Annotated in this window: 15 protein-coding genes; 3 read left to right on the top strand and 12 right to left on the bottom strand. The window is 66.5% G+C overall.

Annotation, left to right across the window (positions count from 1 at the left end):
• Positions 1–37 precede the first annotated feature (37 nt).
• Positions 38–1,783, top strand: coding sequence for a proline--tRNA ligase (locus tag AC07PZ_RS21940; protein WP_495297260.1), 1,746 nt, complete (start codon positions 38–40; stop codon positions 1,781–1,783).
• Complete coding sequence (locus tag AC07PZ_RS21935) at positions 1,780–2,412, top strand: lytic transglycosylase domain-containing protein (RefSeq protein WP_495297259.1); 633 nt, start codon at positions 1,780–1,782, stop codon at positions 2,410–2,412. Before AC07PZ_RS21940 ends, AC07PZ_RS21935 begins: the two co-directional genes overlap by 4 nt.
• Before the next feature lie 15 nt (positions 2,413–2,427).
• On the opposite strand, the gene paeA is transcribed toward AC07PZ_RS21935, so the two are convergent.
• From paeA to hemA, 6 genes are all read right to left on the bottom strand, one after another.
• A complete protein-coding gene (paeA, locus tag AC07PZ_RS21930; RefSeq protein ID WP_495297258.1) occupies positions 2,428–3,714 on the bottom strand; it encodes a polyamine export protein PaeA in 1,287 nt (428 codons plus the stop codon).
• Positions 3,715–3,774: 60 nt separating this feature from the next.
• On the bottom strand, positions 3,775–4,797 hold the full coding sequence (locus AC07PZ_RS21925) for an AAA family ATPase (protein WP_495297257.1): 1,023 nt from the start codon (positions 4,795–4,797) through the stop codon (positions 3,775–3,777).
• Positions 4,798–4,906: 109 nt separating this feature from the next.
• Entirely contained in the window at positions 4,907–5,233 is a 327-nt protein-coding gene (gene grxD, locus AC07PZ_RS21920; protein WP_495297256.1) for a Grx4 family monothiol glutaredoxin, read from the bottom strand.
• A 30-nt stretch (positions 5,234–5,263) separates the two neighbouring features.
• Positions 5,264–6,145, bottom strand: coding sequence for a peptide chain release factor N(5)-glutamine methyltransferase (gene prmC / locus AC07PZ_RS21915; protein ID WP_495297255.1), 882 nt, complete (start codon positions 6,143–6,145; stop codon positions 5,264–5,266).
• Positions 6,142–7,230 (bottom strand): peptide chain release factor 1, encoded by a 1,089-nt coding sequence (prfA, locus tag AC07PZ_RS21910; RefSeq protein ID WP_495297254.1) that lies wholly within the window; start codon positions 7,228–7,230, stop codon positions 6,142–6,144. Before prfA ends, prmC begins: the two co-directional genes overlap by 4 nt.
• A gap of 103 nt (positions 7,231–7,333) precedes the next feature.
• Positions 7,334–8,605 (bottom strand): glutamyl-tRNA reductase, encoded by a 1,272-nt coding sequence (gene hemA / locus AC07PZ_RS21905; RefSeq protein ID WP_495297253.1) that lies wholly within the window; start codon positions 8,603–8,605, stop codon positions 7,334–7,336.
• 116 nt (positions 8,606–8,721) lie between these two features.
• Here hemA and AC07PZ_RS21900 point away from each other — a divergent pair, with 116 nt between their 5' ends.
• Positions 8,722–8,997: a hypothetical protein gene (locus AC07PZ_RS21900; protein WP_495297252.1), complete on the top strand. Its 276-nt coding sequence runs from the start codon at positions 8,722–8,724 to the stop codon at positions 8,995–8,997.
• A gap of 12 nt (positions 8,998–9,009) precedes the next feature.
• Here AC07PZ_RS21900 and AC07PZ_RS21895 read toward each other — a convergent pair whose 3' ends face one another.
• The 6 genes from AC07PZ_RS21895 to ugpB form a co-directional block, all read right to left on the bottom strand.
• Entirely contained in the window at positions 9,010–11,508 is a 2,499-nt protein-coding gene (locus AC07PZ_RS21895) for a DUF3772 domain-containing protein (protein WP_495297251.1), read from the bottom strand.
• Positions 11,509–11,585: 77 nt separating this feature from the next.
• A complete protein-coding gene (gene ugpQ, locus AC07PZ_RS21890) occupies positions 11,586–12,344 on the bottom strand; it encodes a glycerophosphodiester phosphodiesterase (RefSeq protein WP_495297250.1) in 759 nt (252 codons plus the stop codon).
• Complete coding sequence (locus AC07PZ_RS21885; protein ID WP_495297249.1) at positions 12,341–13,348, bottom strand: sn-glycerol-3-phosphate import ATP-binding protein UgpC; 1,008 nt, start codon at positions 13,346–13,348, stop codon at positions 12,341–12,343. Before AC07PZ_RS21885 ends, ugpQ begins: the two co-directional genes overlap by 4 nt.
• A gap of 3 nt (positions 13,349–13,351) precedes the next feature.
• Positions 13,352–14,203 carry a sn-glycerol-3-phosphate ABC transporter permease UgpE gene (gene ugpE, locus AC07PZ_RS21880; RefSeq protein WP_495297248.1) on the bottom strand — a complete coding sequence of 284 codons (852 nt, stop codon included), beginning with the start codon at positions 14,201–14,203 and terminating at the stop codon, positions 13,352–13,354.
• Positions 14,204–14,242: 39 nt separating this feature from the next.
• Entirely contained in the window at positions 14,243–15,124 is an 882-nt protein-coding gene (gene ugpA, locus AC07PZ_RS21875) for a sn-glycerol-3-phosphate ABC transporter permease UgpA (protein ID WP_495297247.1), read from the bottom strand.
• Between the two features lie 107 nt (positions 15,125–15,231).
• Entirely contained in the window at positions 15,232–16,542 is a 1,311-nt protein-coding gene (gene ugpB, locus AC07PZ_RS21870; protein WP_495297246.1) for a sn-glycerol-3-phosphate ABC transporter substrate-binding protein UgpB, read from the bottom strand.
• Positions 16,543–16,709: the final 167 nt, after the last annotated feature.

Here is a 16,709-nt window from a genome sequence, read left to right as displayed (position 1 = left end):
GCCAAATCCCTCTGTCATTCCCTTTCGAGCGCGACCGATGAAAGCTTCCCGTTTCTTTGTCTCCACCCTGAAAGAGGCACCGACCGACGCCGAAGTCGCGAGCCACCGGCTCATGACGCGCGCCGGGATGATCAAGAAGCTCGGCACCGGCATCTACACATACATGCCGATGGGCTTGCGCGTGATCCGCAAGGTCGAGGCCATCGTGCGCGAGGAAATGAACCGCGCCGGTGCAGTCGAGCTCACCATGCCGGTCGTTCAGCCGGCCGAGTTCTGGCAGGAAACCGGCCGTTTCGACAAGATGGGCCCCGAGCTGTTGCGCATCAAGGACCGGCATGAGCGCGACTACGTGATCCAGCCGACCAGCGAGGAGGTCGTGACCGACATCGCGCGGCAAGAGATCCGCAGCTACAAGCAGCTGCCGAAGAACTTCTATCAGATCCAGACCAAGTTCCGCGACGAGCGTCGTCCGCGTTTCGGCCTGATGCGCGGGCGCGAGTTCATCATGAAGGACGCGTACAGCTTCGACCGCGACCTCGACGGCGCCAAGGCGAGCTACCAGGCGATGGCGCAGGCCTATCGCCGCATCTTCGATCGCTTCGGCCTGACCTACCGCGCCGTGGCGGCCGACAGCGGTGCCATCGGCGGCGATCTGAGCGAGGAATTCCAGGTGATTGCCGCGACCGGCGAGGACGCGATCGTCTACTGCCCGGAAAGCAACTACGCGGCGAACATGGAGAAGGCGGAAGCGCTCGCGCCCACGGCCGAGCGTCCGGCGGCGTCCAACGCACTCGCCAAGACGCCGACGCCTGGCAAGAGCACCTGTGCCGACGTGGCGGCACTGCTCGGCGTGCCGCTGGCCACGACCGTGAAGTCGCTGGTGCTGGCCACCGACAAACTCGACGCCAAGGGCGAAGTCGTCGGCGCGCAGATCTGGCTGCTGCTGCTGCGCGGCGACCACGAGATGAACGAGATCAAGGTCGGCAAGCTGCCCGGCCTCGACAAGGGCTTCCGCTTCGCATCGATTCCCGAGATCGATGCGCACTTCGGTTGCAAGCCGGGCTACCTGGGGCCGCTGAATCTGAAGCAGCCCGTGCGCATGGTGGCGGACCGCGAAGTCGCCGTGCTGGCCGACTGGATCACCGGTGCCAACGAAGTCGACTTCCATATGACTGGCGTGAACTGGGGCCGCGATCTGCCGGAACCCGAATTCGTCGCCGACATCCGCAACGTCGTGGCTGGCGATCCGTCTCCCGACGGCAAGGGCCTGCTGGCGATCGAGCGCGGTATCGAGGTCGGCCACATCTTCGTGCTCGGTACCAAGTACAGCAAGGCGATGGATGCGACCTTCCTGGACGAGGCCGGCAAGCCGCAATATCTCGAGATGGGCTGTTACGGCATCGGCGTCACGCGCCTGCCTGCCGCGGCCATCGAACAGAACCACGACGAACGCGGGATCATCTGGCCCGACGCGATCGCGCCCTTCACGGTCGCGGTCTGTCCGATCGGCATGGACCGCAGCGCCGAAGTCAAGGTGGCAGCCGAGGCGCTGTACGAGCAACTGATCGCTGCTGGCGCCGACGTGATCCTGGACGACCGTGGCGAGCGTCCCGGTGCGATGTTCGCCGACTGGGAACTGATCGGCGTGCCGCACCGCATCGTGATCTCCGACCGTGGCCTCAAGGAAGGCCAGTTCGAATACCAGCACCGCCGCGACACGGCGCCCACCAAGGTTCCCGCCGCAGCCGCGGCCTCTTTCATCGCGTCCAAACTGGCGGCATGACCGGGCTGTCGCGCCGCCTCTGTCTGGGCGGTGCGGCTGCAGGTGCGCTGACGCTGGCGTTGCCCGCTCGGGCCGGCGCGCAGATCGAGGAGCCGTTGATCGATGCGGTGCGCAGCGCGCTGAGTTCCGCGATCCACAATCGCGCACCGCCGGTGCCGGAGTTCGCCAGCACTGCGCCGCGGATGGCGTACCTGCGCTGGCTCGCCGAGATGAGCCAGCGACTCAGCCGAAAGCTGCCCGACGACCCGACGCGCCGCGAATTTCTGCAGACCGTCTGGTATGAAAGCAAGCGTGCCGGGCTCGATGTCAGCCTGGTGCTGGGCTTGATCCAGGTCGAGAGCAATTTCCGCAAGTTCGCGGTGTCGAGCGCAGGCGCGCGCGGCTTCATGCAGGTCATGCCTTTCTGGACCCGCGTGATCGGTGATGGTGATCCGGCCAAGCTGTTCCACATGCAGACCAACCTGCGATTCGGTTGCGTGATCCTGCGGCACTACCTGGACATGGAGCGCGGCGATCTGTTCATGACACTGGGCCGCTACAACGGCAGCCGCGGCAAGGCGCCGTATCCGAACGCGGTCTTCGCCAATCAGCACCTCTGGGTCTTCGACGACCGCGAGGCCCGCGCCTAGATTCTTCCGGTCGCTCTAGACCCGCGTCACCATCACCTGGTCGATGCGGTGGCTGTCGACGTCCATCACTTCAAAGGTGTAGCCGCTCGAGCTCACCGTGTCGGTCTTCTTGGGCACGCGCCGCAGCATCACCATCAGGAAACCGGCCAGCGTCTCGTACTCGTCGGCGTGCGGCAGTGCGTCGATGTCGAGTGCGCGCAGCACGTCCTGGATCGGCGTGACGCCGTCCATCAGCCATGAGCTGTCGTCGCGTCGCACGATCTGCTGCTCCTCGTCCTGCGGGCCCACCAGGTCGCCCATCACCGTGCTCATCACGTCGTTGAGCGTGATCACGCCCACCACGAGGCTGTATTCGTTCACCACGATCGCGAAGTCTTCCTTCGCTTGCCGGAACTGCTCGAGCACTTCGGTGAGCGACAGGCGGTCGAACACCACCAGCGCCTTGTGCAACGGCACGCCCTGGTCGAGTGCGAGCGGCTGGCTGCTCAGCACGCGCTGGAACATGTCCTTCGCGTCGACGTAGCCGAGCACGTGGTCGATGTCGCCATCGCAGATCGGGTACGCCGAGAAAGGCTCCGCCACGATGCGCGCGCGCAGTACCGATTCAGGGTCGTCCTTCTGGAACCAGACGATCCGGTCGCGCGAGGTCATCACGCTGTTGACCAGCCGCGTGTCGAGCTCGAACACGTTGGCGATGACCTGCTGCTCGCGCACCGCCAGCACGCCGGCGCGCGCCCCGGCCTCGGTCATCGCGAGGATGTCCGCCGAGGTGATGGTCTCCGCACGGTGCGCCGGCAGGCCCAGCAGCTTGAAGAGCAGGTCGGTGCAATGGGTGAAGAGCCAGACCAGTGGCTTCAGCGCGGTGATCAGCACCTGCATAGGCGCGACCATGCGCACGGCGAGCCGCTCCGGGTCGTTCATGCCCAGGCGCTTCGGGAACAGGTCGGCGAAGACCAGGAACACCGCGATGATCGTGACGAACGAGGCCGCGAAGGCCGCGCCCTGTGCCGTCTCGGGGCTGAACCAGAGGCCGAACAGCTGTGCGTAGTACGGGCTGAGCGAGCCTTCGCCGACCACACCGCCCAGGATGGCGACCGCATTGAGCCCGATCTGCACCACGGTGAAGTAGTGGCCGGGCTGTTCCTGGATGCGCAGCACGCGCTCGGCGCGCACGTCGCCTTCGTCGGCCATCTGGCGCAGTCTCAGCCTGCGCGAGGCGGCGAGGCAGATCTCGGCCAGCGAGAAGAAGGCGCTCGTCGCGATCAGGAGGACGATGACGAGCAGGCTTTGGGTCAGGTTCATGAGGTCGATCTGGGAAGACCGACATGGTGCCAGACGCGTGCGGCCCCGGCCTGTTGCACGCTACTGAACGAACCCGATGCGGCTGCGTGCCGCGCTGCCGCGAGGCAGGTCGCCGACCTGGATCTCGTCGCGCCGCGCGAGGCGCGCGTTGCCGAAGCCGGTCATCAAGGCGCGGCGCATCTCGCGCGGCGCCAGGGCCGCGAGGTGGTCGAGCACGTCGTCCTTCGGCTCGGGCGCGAGCAACCGGCCCCAGTCATGGCTCTCGCGGATCGACGCGTACAGCTGGCGTGCAATCTGCCGTGCCGCTTCGAGCGAAGGCGCTTCGACCTCGAACACGTTCATGCGGTTCAGGATCGGCTCGGGAATGCCGCGCTCGTCGTTGGCGGTGGTGATCCAGATCACCTGGCTGGCGTCGATCGGCACGTCGGCGAATTCGTCCACGAACGCGTGGGCGGTGTCGTGTTCCAGCAGGTTGTAGAGCGCACCCAGCGGGTCGTATTGCGCGTCGGCGCCGGCCTTGTCGATCTCGTCGATCACCATCACGGGGTTGGCGTATTCGCCGTCGACCAGCGCCTCGAACACCTTGCCGGGCTTGGCGCCCTTCCATTGCGACGAGGCGCCGGACAGCAGCCAGCCGGCCGTCATGGAGCTCATCGGTACCAGCGACATGCCGGTGCCGAGCAGCTCGGCCAGTTTCTTCGCGAAGTGGGTCTTGCCGATGCCCGGCGGGCCGAGCAGCAGCATCGGCGTGACCTCGAGGCCGTCACGGCTGTCCTGTGCGAGCGCGACGTGGCGGCGCACGTCGTCGAGCACTTCGGTGAAGTTGGGCAACTGGGCGTAGAGCTCGGCCATCTCGGGGATGCCGCTCGGCTTGACCTGGAAGCGGTCGGGGCCGCGTTCGAGCATGCGCTCGTAGGTGCTGCGCAGATGTTCGTGTTCGCGCTCGGGCAGCTTGGCCAGTTTGCGCTCGACATCGTGCCGCTGGTAGACGCTGCGCAGTTGAGCCACCGGCAGCTGGAACGGCGATCTGGCGGAGGTGGCCAGGGCCGAGGGAACGAGATCGCGGGAAGGGCGGAAATCCATGAACACCTCCGGTTTCGAACACGCAAGCACAGCATAAGCCGTGCCCAGTGCCGACGGGGTGTCCGTCTCGACGGGAAGCGCCTGCTGTGGCGCTTCCGCATCAGGCCTGTCAGGCGGCGCTGCCGCCGACGACCTGTTGCAGTTCGCCGGACTCGTACATCTCCATCATGATGTCCGAGCCGCCGACGAACTCGCCCTTGACGTAGAGCTGCGGGATCGTGGGCCAGTTGCTGTATTCCTTGATGCCCTGGCGGATTTCCTGGTCGTCGAGCACGTTGACGGTCTTCAGCGTCTTCGTGTCGACGCCCACCGCCTTGAGGATCTGAATCGCGCGGCCCGAGAAGCCGCACATCGGGAAGCTCGCATTGCCCTTCATGAAGAGCACGATGTCGTTGGTCTTCACGAGGTCGTCGATGCGTTGTTGGGTCTCAGCCATGGGGGATCTCCTGAAAAGTGCTTTGCGGGATTATTTCACCGCAGGTGAATTCTTGCCGGTCGTGCCGGGCCATACACCGCCCGAGCAGCGGGCGATGCCGGCCAGGTCGTGGCGACTCGTGACCTGTGTGAAGCCGTGCACCTGCAGCAGGGCGCGCACCGCTTCGCCCTGGTCGTGGCCGTGCTCCAGCAGCAGCCAGCCGCCCGCGCGCAGATGGGCCGGTGCATCCGCGACGATGCGGCGCAGGTCATCCAGCCCGTCGGCACCTGCGACCAGCGCCGAGGCCGGTTCGTGAGCGAGTGCCGGCAGGTGCGGGTCGCCAACCGCGATGTAGGGCGGATTCGAGACGATCAGGTCGTAACCGGCAGCGGCGCCGTCGAGCCAGTCGGCCTGCGTGAAGCACACCGGCAGGCCGAGCCGCGCGGCGTTGGCTTGCGCCACGGCGAGCGCGCCTGCGCTGGCGTCCACCGCGTCGACCCGCGCATCCGGCCGCGTTTGCTGCAGCGCCAGAGCGATCGCGCCGCTGCCGGTGCCGAGATCGAGCAACGCCGGCGTGGCCAGGTCCGCAGCGCATTCCAGCGTCCATTCGACCAGCGTCTCGGTGTCCGGCCGCGGCACGAGCACGCGCGCGTCGACCTGCAGCGTCAGGCCGTGGAACTCCTTCTCGCCCAGCAGGTAGGCGACCGGCTCCCCGGCCACGCGCCGTGTGAGCAGCGACGCGAAGGCATTCCACGTTGCGGCGGGCAGTGCGTCGGTGTCGTGTGCCAGCAGCCACGCCCGGTCGTGCGCCGGCCGTTGCAGCGCGTGCAGCAGCAGAAGTTGCGCGTCGAGCCGGTCCACGCCCAGCGCGGCGGCGGCGCGAAGCGCCTGGGCGACGGTCGATGGCTGCGCGTCTTCCGGGTGCGCCGTCATGCGGGCAGGCTCGATTCGAGTTCGGCCAGTTGTTCCGCCTCGCGCGCAGCCTGCAGCGCGGCCAGCACGTCGCCGAGGTCGCCTTCCATGATCTGCAGCAGCTTGTAGAGCGTCAGGTTGATGCGGTGGTCGGTGAGCCGGCCCTGCGGGAAGTTGTAGGTGCGGATGCGGTCGCTGCGGTCGCCGCTGCCGACCAGGCCCTTGCGCAGCGCGGCGTCCTTGGCGGCGCGCTCGCTCCGGTCTTTTTCCTGGATGCGCGCCGACAGCACCTGCAGCGCCTTCGCCTTGTTGCGGTGCTGACTGCGGTCGTCCTGGCACTCGGCCACGATGCCGGTCGGGATGTGCGTGATGCGCACCGCCGAGTCGGTCTTGTTGATGTGCTGGCCGCCGGCGCCGCTCGCGCGGTAGGTGTCGATGCGCAGGTCGGCCGGGTTGATCTGCACCGCGACGGCTTCGTCGGGCTCGGCCAGGGCGGCCACCGTGCAGGCGCTGGTATGGATGCGTCCCTGGGTTTCGGTGGCCGGCACTCGCTGCACGCGGTGACCGCCGGATTCGTAGCGCAGCTTGCCGAACACGTCGTCGCCGACGACACGGATCACGACTTCCTTGTACCCACCGAGTTCGCTCTCGCTCTCGCTCACGATCTCGCAACGCCAGCCGGCACGTTCGGCATAGCGCGTGTACATGCGCAGCAGGTCGCCCGCGAACAAGGCCGACTCGTCGCCGCCGGTGCCGGCCCGGATTTCGAGGAAGGCATTGCGTGCATCGTCCGGATCCTTCGGCAGCAGCAGGCGCTGGAGCTCTTCTTCGAGCTGCAGCAATTCGGCTTCGGCGCCGGCGATTTCCTCCTGTGCCATCTCGACCATGTCGGGGTCGTCGAGCATCTCGCGTGCACCGGCAATGTCCGTTTCGCGTTGGCGATAGCGTTCATAGCGGCCTGCGATCTGCGTCACCTCGGCGTGTTCGCGCGAGATGGTGCGGTACTGGGTCATGTCGCTCATGATGTCTTCGCGCGACAGGAGGAAGTCGAGTTCGCCGAGGCGCTGTGCGTAGCGTTCGAGTTGATGGCGGAGGAAGGGTTTCACGGTGATCTCGGAATCGGTGGGCCTTGCGCGCGGGGCGCCGCAAGGTATCGCATGGAATGCAGCAGGGCCGGGAAGGGGCCCTGGATCGGCGGCGCAAGCGCCGCTAACGTTCTTTGCGCAGGAACAGGCGCGAGATCGTCTGCGCCGTCTGCTCGCGCGATTCGGCATCGCCCGCATGCAGTTCGGCGAGTGCGCCGTGCAGCATCTTCTGCGTGAGACCGCGGGACATGGCCTCGAGCACCGCCTCGACCGGCTCGCCCTTGGCCAGCAGCTTGCGCGCCCGCGCCATCTCGGCGGCACGCCAGGTGTCGGCCTGGGCATTGAGCTGCTGGATCAACGGCACGGCGCCGCGCTGGCCGAGCCAGTGCATGAAGCTCTGCACGCCGGCATCGATGATGACTTCGGCCTGCGCCACGGCCGCCTGCCGGTTGGCCTGGCCCTGCTGCACCACCTGCGCGAGGTCGTCGACGGTGTACAGGTACACGTCTTCCAATGCCTTGACTTCGGGTTCGATGTCGCGCGGCACGGCCAGGTCGACCATGAACATCGGGCGGTGCTTGCGCTGCTTGAGCGCGCGCTCGACCGCACCGAGACCGATCAGCGGCAGCGTGCTCGCGGTGCAACTCACGACGATGTCGAACTCGGCCAGGCGTGCGGGCAGCTCAGCCAGCCGCATGGCTTCGGCGCCGAAACGCGACGCCAGCTTTTCGCCGCGTTCCAGCGTGCGGTTGGCGATGGTGATGGACTTCGGCTCCTTGGCCGCAAAGTGCGTGACCGCCAGGTCGATCATTTCGCCGGCACCGACGAAGAGCACGCGCGTCTGCCTCAGGTCCTCGAAGAGCTGGGCTGCCAGCCGGACCGCGGCGGCGGCCATGCTGATCGAATGGGCGCCGATCTCGGTGGCGGTGCGGACTTCCTTCGCCACGGCGAAGGAGCGCTGGAACAATTGGTTGAGCGTGCTGCCGAGCGCCCCGGCCGTTTCGGCGGCGCGAATGGCATCCTTCATCTGGCCCAGGATCTGCGCTTCGCCCAGCACCATGGAGTCGAGACCGCTGGCGACGCGGAATGCGTGGCGAGCCGCTTCGTCGTCGCGCAGCGTGTAGGCATGCGATTGCAGCAGCGCCGGCGCGACGCCGCCGCTCTGGGCCAGCCAGCCGACGGTGTGCTCGAGCGCCATCTGGTCTGCGGCGCAATAGATCTCGGTGCGGTTGCAGGTCGAGATGATCGCTGCCTCGATCTGCGGATGCCGCGAGCCGGCGAACGAACTGCGCAAACTCTGCAGCGTCGGGGCCATCTGGTCGAGCGCGAACGCGAACCGGCCGCGCAGATCGAGCGGCGCGGTCGTGTGGTTCAACCCGAGGGCCCAGACTGACATAGCCTCCGATTATAAAATTTGTAAAGACCGTTCGCCCGGCCTCTGCGGCATAGCCAAGACTATCGCTGCGGTATGCCGCTCCTATCCAGCGTGTTTTCACCCGGCTGCGCCCCTCCATGTCCGTTCTCGCCTTCCTGAATCACGTGCTGAATTTCGTGGCGCCCGCGCTGGTCGTGTCGCTGCTTCTGGCGGCGATGGCGCGTTTCGCATTCCGCCGGCCAGTGCTCGCCGGATTCTGGCGGCAGACAGGGATCAACTTCGCCGCGGGGGTGGTGGTGCTGGTCGCCGGCCTTGGATTTTTCGGCCGGGACGGCGCGATGGCGACCTACGCCGCGCTAGTGCTCGTCTGCGGCACCAGTCAGTGGTTGCTGGCGGGTGGGCTGCGGCGCTGAGCGCGGAGGCGTTCAGCCGTTCGACAGTCCCGGCGTTCCCAGCGCGCCCGAGTTTCCCGCGGTGCTCGCCGTCCCCGGCAGTGGTGGCGTGACTGGTGTCGATGCGGGCTCCGCGGTTGGCGCAGGCGGCGCGGCGTAGGCCATCAGCGGCAACTGCGCGGCCTTCAAGCCATCGAGGATCGTGAACAGCAGGTCGCTGCGCACGCCACCCGCCAGGCGCGGGCTCTGCACGTACGCGATCACCTGGAAGATCAGGAAGCCGCTCTCGATCCCGTCCAGCGTGACCGATGGCGCTGGCGTCGCGAGCACCCCGGCGTGGCCGGCGCAGGCAGCCAGCATCACGTCGCGCGCGCGGTTGGCGTCGGTGGTCAGCGGCATCGGCAGACGGATCAGCACACGGCCTTCGGCGTTGGTCAGCGTCATGTTGCGGACCGTCTTCGTGATGAATTCGGAGTTCGGCACGATCAGCGTCGAGCGGTCGCCCAGCTGTATTTCGGTCGCACGCACATTGATGCGCCGGACATCGCCTTCGGCGGTGCCCAGCACCACCCAGTCGCCCACCTTCACCGGGCGCTCTGCCAGCAGGATCAGCCCCGAGATGAAGTTCTGCACGATCGCCTGCAGCCCGAAGCCGATGCCCACCGACAGCGCGCTCGCGACCCAGGCGATGCGGTTGATGCCGATGCCCAGCGCCGACAGCGCGAAAGCGATCACCAGCACGCCGCCGACGTAGCCCAGCAGCGTGGTCAGCGAGTTCTGCATGCCGGGCTCGAGCGTGGTGTTGGGCAGGTAGCGCCGCTCCAGCCAGCGCTTGAAGATGCGCAACGCGATGAAGCCGCCGGCCGCGACCGCCACGGCGCTGAAGATCGCGCCCGGCACCAGCTCGAATTCGCCGATCTTCAAGCCGTCACCCAGCTTGCCGCCTCGCTGGAACACTTCGCCGGGGCTGCTGCCCAGCGGTTCGGCCAGTGCGATGACCATGTAGAAGAACAGCGCGACGCGGCTCAGCCCCGACAGCACCACCGACGCCTGGTCGAGCGTCTGCGGCGCAAAGCCGAAACTCTTCTGCAGCCGTTCGCCGAAGCTGCTCTTCGAGGACACCAGCGCGGTGAACAGGTCATCGGCAAACTTGAACAGCACGTAGAACGCCGTGACGACGATGCCGCCCCAGGTCAGTTGTCCGGCCAGGAAGCTGGCCAGCGCGACGTAGCCCGCAGCCACCAGCACCCAGATCGCGACCACGGCCACCAGCACGGCGCTCAGCAGCATGCCGACCCAGACCGGCCGCTCCAGCGTGGCGGCGGGCGTGCCTTCCGTGTTGTCGGATTCGGACGCAGAGGCGGCGTCCATCGCCATGGCGCGGCGTGTGTTCGGCAGGCCCAGCCGCAGCACGATCGCGGCGATCAGCGCGGTCAGTCCCAACGCGGTGAGCACGTGCGTGGCGACGATCGCCGCGAAGCTGGCGTCGACCACGGCGTTGATCTGGGCCGGCGTCCAGACCAGGATCGCCACGGCGGCGATCGCCCAGGGATAGGGCACCAGCCGCGCAGCCATCTCGTCGGCGATCGGCGGCAGCCGCCATGACGGGCGCGGAATGGCCAGCAGCGCGCGCCCCAGGCCGACCACGAAGGCGATGAAGATGCTCGACTGCACGGCCGCTTCCGCCACCTTGCGGGTCTGCGCGCCCCAGATGCCCTGTTCGTCGAGCAGGCTGAGCAGTCCGTGCGCGGCCAAACCGACCAGTGCGACGTTGGCGGCGACGATGGCGATCACCAGCAGCGAGCGGCGCAACCGGCCCGGCGGCAGCACCCGTGCCGCGAGCCGGACCAGCCCGCGTTCGGCCAGCCAGTTGCCGAGCAGCGCGACCAGCAGCGCACCGACGACGCTGACGAGCACGGTGTTCCGGTGGGCCGGTTGACGCGCCGTGGCGACGCTCGCGCGCAACTCGTTGCCGAGCGCCTTCAGCCGCGCGATGTCGTCGGGCCAGGCGTCGCCGATGTCGCGCCAGAACTCGCGGCCGAGCGGCGAGGGCGCACGCTCGGTGAGCTGCGCCTCGAACATCTTGCGGCGCTGGTCGACCAGGTCGCCACTGCGCTGTTGCGTGTCGATGGCCAGCAGCTTGGCAAGCCGCACGTCGGCGTCGAGCGCGTTGCGCTCCTTCGTCAGCGTGTTGCGCTGGCGTGTGATGCCCGGGTCTTCGCTCGCGCCCGGCGCCGAGGGCGCATTGCCGAGTTCGCCGAGCCGGGCGTTCAGGTCGGCCAGTTGAGCGCTGCGTGACGTGACGAACTTGTCGGTCTGCGCAGCGATGTCGTTCAGCTGCGGGAGCAGCGCGCGGAGTTCGCCGTTGTTGTCGACGGTCGCAGGAATGCGCGACAACCGCGCGCGCAGTTCGGCGATGTCCGGCTCCGCGGTCGCCTGCTTGGCGTCGTCGGATGCGGTCTGTGCGAACGAGGTGCCGGCGAAGGCCAGCGCCAGCATCAGGACCACGCAGCATCGGGAAAGAAAACTCATCGGCGGATCATAGGAGCGCGCCGGCGTCCACGGTGAAGGACGCGGCGCCGGTGTCCCGCCGGGCTGGCCGGCAAGGTTCAGCGCGCGGGGCCGAAGAGATCGATGCGGTCGGTGATGACGCCGTCGGTGCCCAGCGCGATCAGCCGTTCGGCAGCCCACTCGTCGTTGACGGTGTAGCTCAACGTGCGCAGGCCGGCAGCGTGCACGCGCGCCACCGTTGCGGCATCCCAGAGGGCGTGGTTGCAGACGATCGCCGTGCAGTCGAGCGCGAGCGCGGCATCGAACCAACCGTCCCACAGCGTGTCGAGCAGCAGGCCGCGCGGCAGTTCGGGGGCCGACGCCTTGGCGCCTTCGAGCGATTCGGTCTTGAACGAGGTCAGCAACGGCGGCACTTCGGCGCCGGCCCACAGTCTGGCCGCGTGCTGGGCGACGACACCGCCGGTGACGCGTTCGACACCCGGCGTGGGCTTGATCTCGATGTTCAGGAAATAGCCGTTCTTCAGGCAGAAGCGCGCCAGGTTGTCGAGCGTGGCGAGCGGCTCGCCGGCAAAGGCGCGCGAATGCCAGCCGCCGGCGTCGAGCTGCGACAGCGCCGACCAGGCGTGGTCGCCACCGATGCCGCGGCCGCTGGTCGTGCGTTCGAGCGTGGCGTCGTGCATCAGGAAAGGCACGCCGTCAGCGCTGAGCTTGGCGTCGCACTCGAACATCCGGTAGCCGTGTGCGGCGCCGAGGCGGAAGGCGGCCAGCGTGTTCTCGGGCGCCAGCTTGCCGGCGCCGCGGTGCGCGACCCAGCGCGGGTAGGGCCACGCCCGGCGAACGGTCGCGTCGCTGCTCATGACGAGCGCTTGCCGGAGTTGGCGTCGAACCAGTGCAGCTTGTCCTGCTGCGCCGCGATCTTCACGGTGTCGCCGGCCGAGGGCGGCAGGTCGGCCGCGTCGGTGCGCATGATGATCTGTTCGTCGCCGATGCGCGCATACACGAGGCGCTCGGCACCGAGCAGTTCGACGTGCTCGATCTGTGCCGTCCAGCCGCTCTCGTCCAGCGACAGGTGCTCCGGCCGGATGCCGAGGATCTGGCCGGGCCGCACGCCGGGCGCCTGCTTCAGCAGGTTCATCGGCGGTGAGCCGATGAAGCTCGCGACGAAGGTGGTCGCGGGGCGGTTGTAGACCTCTTCAGGCGAGCCGAACTGGTCCATCACGCCGCCATTCATCACGATGATGCGTTGCGCCAGCGTCATCGCCTCGACCTGGTCGTGGGTCACGAAGAGCGAGGTGATGCCGAGTTCGCGATGCAGCTTCTGGATCTCGATGCGGGTCTGCGCGCGCAGCTTGGCGTCGAGGTTGGACAGCGGTTCGTCGAACAGGAAGACCTGCGGCTGGCGCACGATCGCGCGGCCCATGGCCACGCGCTGGCGCTGGCCGCCCGACAGCTCGCGCGGCTTGCGCTGCAGCAGATGGCCGAGTTCCAGGATCTTCGCGGCCTTGTCGACGCGCGTCTTGATCTCCGGCACCGGCACCTTGGCGATCTTCAGGCCGTAGGCCATGTTGTCGAACACGCTCATGTGCGGGTAGAGCGCGTAGTTCTGGAACACCATCGCGATGTCGCGTTCCGATGGTTCGAGCTGGTTGACCACGCGTCCGCCGATCGAGATCTCGCCAGCCGAGATTTCCTCGAGCCCGGCGACCATGCGAAGCAGCGTCGACTTGCCGCAGCCCGACGGGCCGACGATCACGATGAATTCGCCATCAGCGATCTCGGCGCTGACGCCGTGGATGACCTGGTTGGCCTTGGGGCCGACGCCGTAGCGCTTGATGACGTTGTTGAGCGAAAGAGCTGCCATGACTTATTTCTCGGTATCGACGAGGCCCTTGACGAACCACTTCTGCATGAGGACCACCACCAGCGCGGGTGGCAGCATCGCGAGGATGGCGGTTGCCATCACCACGTTCCATTCGTTCTGGCCGTCGCCGCCGGCGATCATTCGCTTGATGCCGACCACGACGGGGTACATGTCCTCGCTCGTGGTCGCCAGCAGCGGCCAGAGATACTGGTTCCAGCCGTAGATGAACTGGATCACGAACAAGGCCGCAATCGAAGTCTTCGACAACGGCAGCAGCACGTCGAAGAAGAAGCGCATCGGGCTCGCGCCGTCCATGCGCGACGCCTCGGTCAGCTCCTCGGGCACGGTCAGGAAGAACTGGCGGAACAGGAAGGTCGCCGTCGCCGAGGCGATCAGCGGCACCGTCAGGCCCGCATAGGTGTTGAGCATGTTCAGGTCCGACAGCACCTTGTACGTCGGGAGGATGCGCACTTCCACCGGCAGCATCAGCGTCACGAAGATCGCCCAGAAGCAGATCTTCTTGAACGGGAAGCGGAAGTAGACGATCGCGAAGGCCGACAGCAGCGAGATCGCGATCTTGCCGATGGAGATGACCAGCGCCGTCACCAGGCTGACCCACATCATGCCGATCACCGGCGCGTTCGAACCTGCACTGGTCTCGCGGCCGAACAGCGCCGACTTGTAGCTTTCGAGCATGTGGCCGCCGGGCAGCAGCGGCATCGGCGCCTGGACGATTTCCTGCGCCGTGTGCGTCGACGCGACGAAGGCGAGGTAGAGCGGGAAGCCGACGACGAGAACGCCCAGCACCATCACGACGTGGGCCAGGATGCCTTGTGTACCGCGCCGCTCAACCATGGCGAGCCTCCTGCCGGTCGGGTTCGATCTGTGTGTGCATCAGTAGTTGACTTTCTTTTCGACGTAGCGGAACTGCACCACGGTCAGCGCGACCACGATCAGCATCAGGACCACCGACTGGGCGGCCGAGCCACCCAGGTCCATTGCCTTGAAGCCGTCGTAATAGACCTTGTAGACCAGGATCGCGGTGTCCTTGCCGGGGCCGCCCTGGGTGGCTGCATCGACGATCGCGAAGGTGTCGAAGAAGGCATAGACGACGTTGATCACCAGCAGGAAGAAGGTGGTGGGCGACAGCAGCGGAAACTGCACCGTCCAGAACCGGCGCCATGGGCGGGCGCCATCGATGGCCGCGGCCTCGATCAGCGACTTGGGGATCGACTGCAGGCCGGCCAGGAAGAAGAGGAAGTTGTAGGATATCTGTTTCCAGACCGAGGCCATGACGATCAAGGTCATCGCGTGGCCTGAATTGAGCAGGTGGTTCCAGTCGATACCGAACTTGCCGAGCGCATACGACACCACGCCCAGCGACGGCGAGAACATGAAGACCCAGAGCACCGCGGCCACCGAAGGCGCGACGGCATAAGGCAGGATCAACATCGTCTTGTAGAACATGCCGCCGCGCACGATACGGTCGGCGAACACCGCGAGCATCAGCGACAGGCTGATGCCGATGCCGGCCACCAGCACCGAGAACAGCGCGGTGGTCTTGAAGGAGTCGACGTAGCTCGAGTCGCTGAACAACTGCCGGAAGTTGTCGAAGCCGACGAACTCGACCGAGGTGCCGAAGGGGTCCTGCTGCTGCAGCGACTGGAGGATCGCCTGGGCGGCAGGCCAGAAGAAGAACACCAGGATGACCGCCATCTGCGGTGCCAGCAGCAACCATGGCAACCAGCCGGATCGAAAGAAGACGCGTTTTTCCATAAGAGCCCTGGATAAAGAAAACCCGCCGGGCTCTGGAGCGCGGCGGGGCGAGTCTACTGTGACGCGGGGCCGGTTCTACCGGCCACGCTCAGCACATGCGAAGAGCCTCAGCCCTTGTTGGCTTTCTGAAAGCGCTCGAGCTGTTCGTCACCGCGCTTCACGATGGCGTCCAGCGCTTCCTTCGCGGTCTTCTTGCCGTTCCAGACCTGTTCGAGCTCTTCGTCCTCGATCGCGCGAATCTGCACGTAGTTGCCCAGGCGGATGCCGCGGCTCTTGTCGGTCACCTTGCGGATCATCTGCGTCACGGCGACGTCGGTGCCGGGGTTCTGCTTGTAGAAGCCCGAATCCTCGGTCAGCTTGTACGAAGCCATCGTCACCGGCAGGTAGCCGGTGCGCTTGTGGCTGGCGGACTGCACTTCAGGCGTCGAGATGAAGCTGAAGAACTTGGCCACGCCCTTGTACTCGGCAGGCTTCTTGCCCGACATCACCCAGAGGCTGGCGCCACCGATGACCGTGTTCTGCGGCGCGCCCGGAACGTCCGGGTAGTAGGGCAGCGGTGCCAGGCCGTAGGCGAACTTGGCGTTCTTGGCCACGTTGCCGTAGAAGCCCGAGGACGTATTGATCATGGCGCACTCGCCCGACACGAACGAGGCTTCAGGCACGTTGCCGCGACCCTTGTAGACGAACAGGCCCTGCTTGGCCATGTTGGCGAGGTTCTCGATGTGGCGAACGTGCAGCGGCGAATTGACCTTCAGCCGTGCGTCCATGCCTTGCAGGCCGTTGGCCTTGCTCGCGAATTCCACGTTGTGCCAGGCGGAGAAGCTCTCGACCTGCGTCCAGTTCTGCCAGGCGGTGGTGAACGGGCACTTGTGGCCGCTGGCCTTCAGCTTGGCCGCTGCCGCAACCACTTCGGGCCAGGTGGACGGCGCCTTGTCGGTCGGCAGGCCGGCCGCCTTGAACGCGTCCTTGTTGAAATAGAAGATGGTGGTCGAGCTGTTGAACGGGAAGCTCAGCATCTGGCCGTTGGGCGCCGTGTAGTAGCCGGCGACCGCAGGGATGTAGGCGGACGGGTCGAACTTCTCGCCCGCGTCCTTCATGACCTGGCCGACCGGCACGATCGCGCCCTTGCTGGCCTGCATCGTTGCGGTTCCCACCTCGAACACCTGCAGGATGTGCGGCGCGTTGCCGGCACGGAACGCCGCGATCGATGCCGTCATCGATTCGTCATACGTGCCCTTGAAGGTCGGGACGATCTTGTATTCCTTCTGACTTTCGTTGAACTGCTTGGCGAGGTCGTTCACCCATTCGTTGTTGACGGCCGTCATCGAATGCCACCACTGGATCTCGATCTGGGCATGAGCCGATACGGAGAGCGTCGCGGCCAGCGCCGTGGCCAACGCGAGCGTTTTGAATCGCATGAAAGCTCCTGAAAAGGGGAGAAATGTGAAGAAAGAAAGGCGCAAATGGTAGGTCGTGCGTGTGACACATCCGCGTCATGTTTGTCGCATGAGTTTCACAAAGCCTTCAAGCGGGGAAACCCTTTTGGTGCCATGGCGCACCGCCTGCGTGCTGCACTGCACCATGC

The organism is Variovorax sp. GW821-FHT10B04 (genome assembly GCF_059415645.1).
Note: the sequence above shows the minus strand (reverse complement) of the source record. Positions and strands in the feature narration are given on the sequence as shown.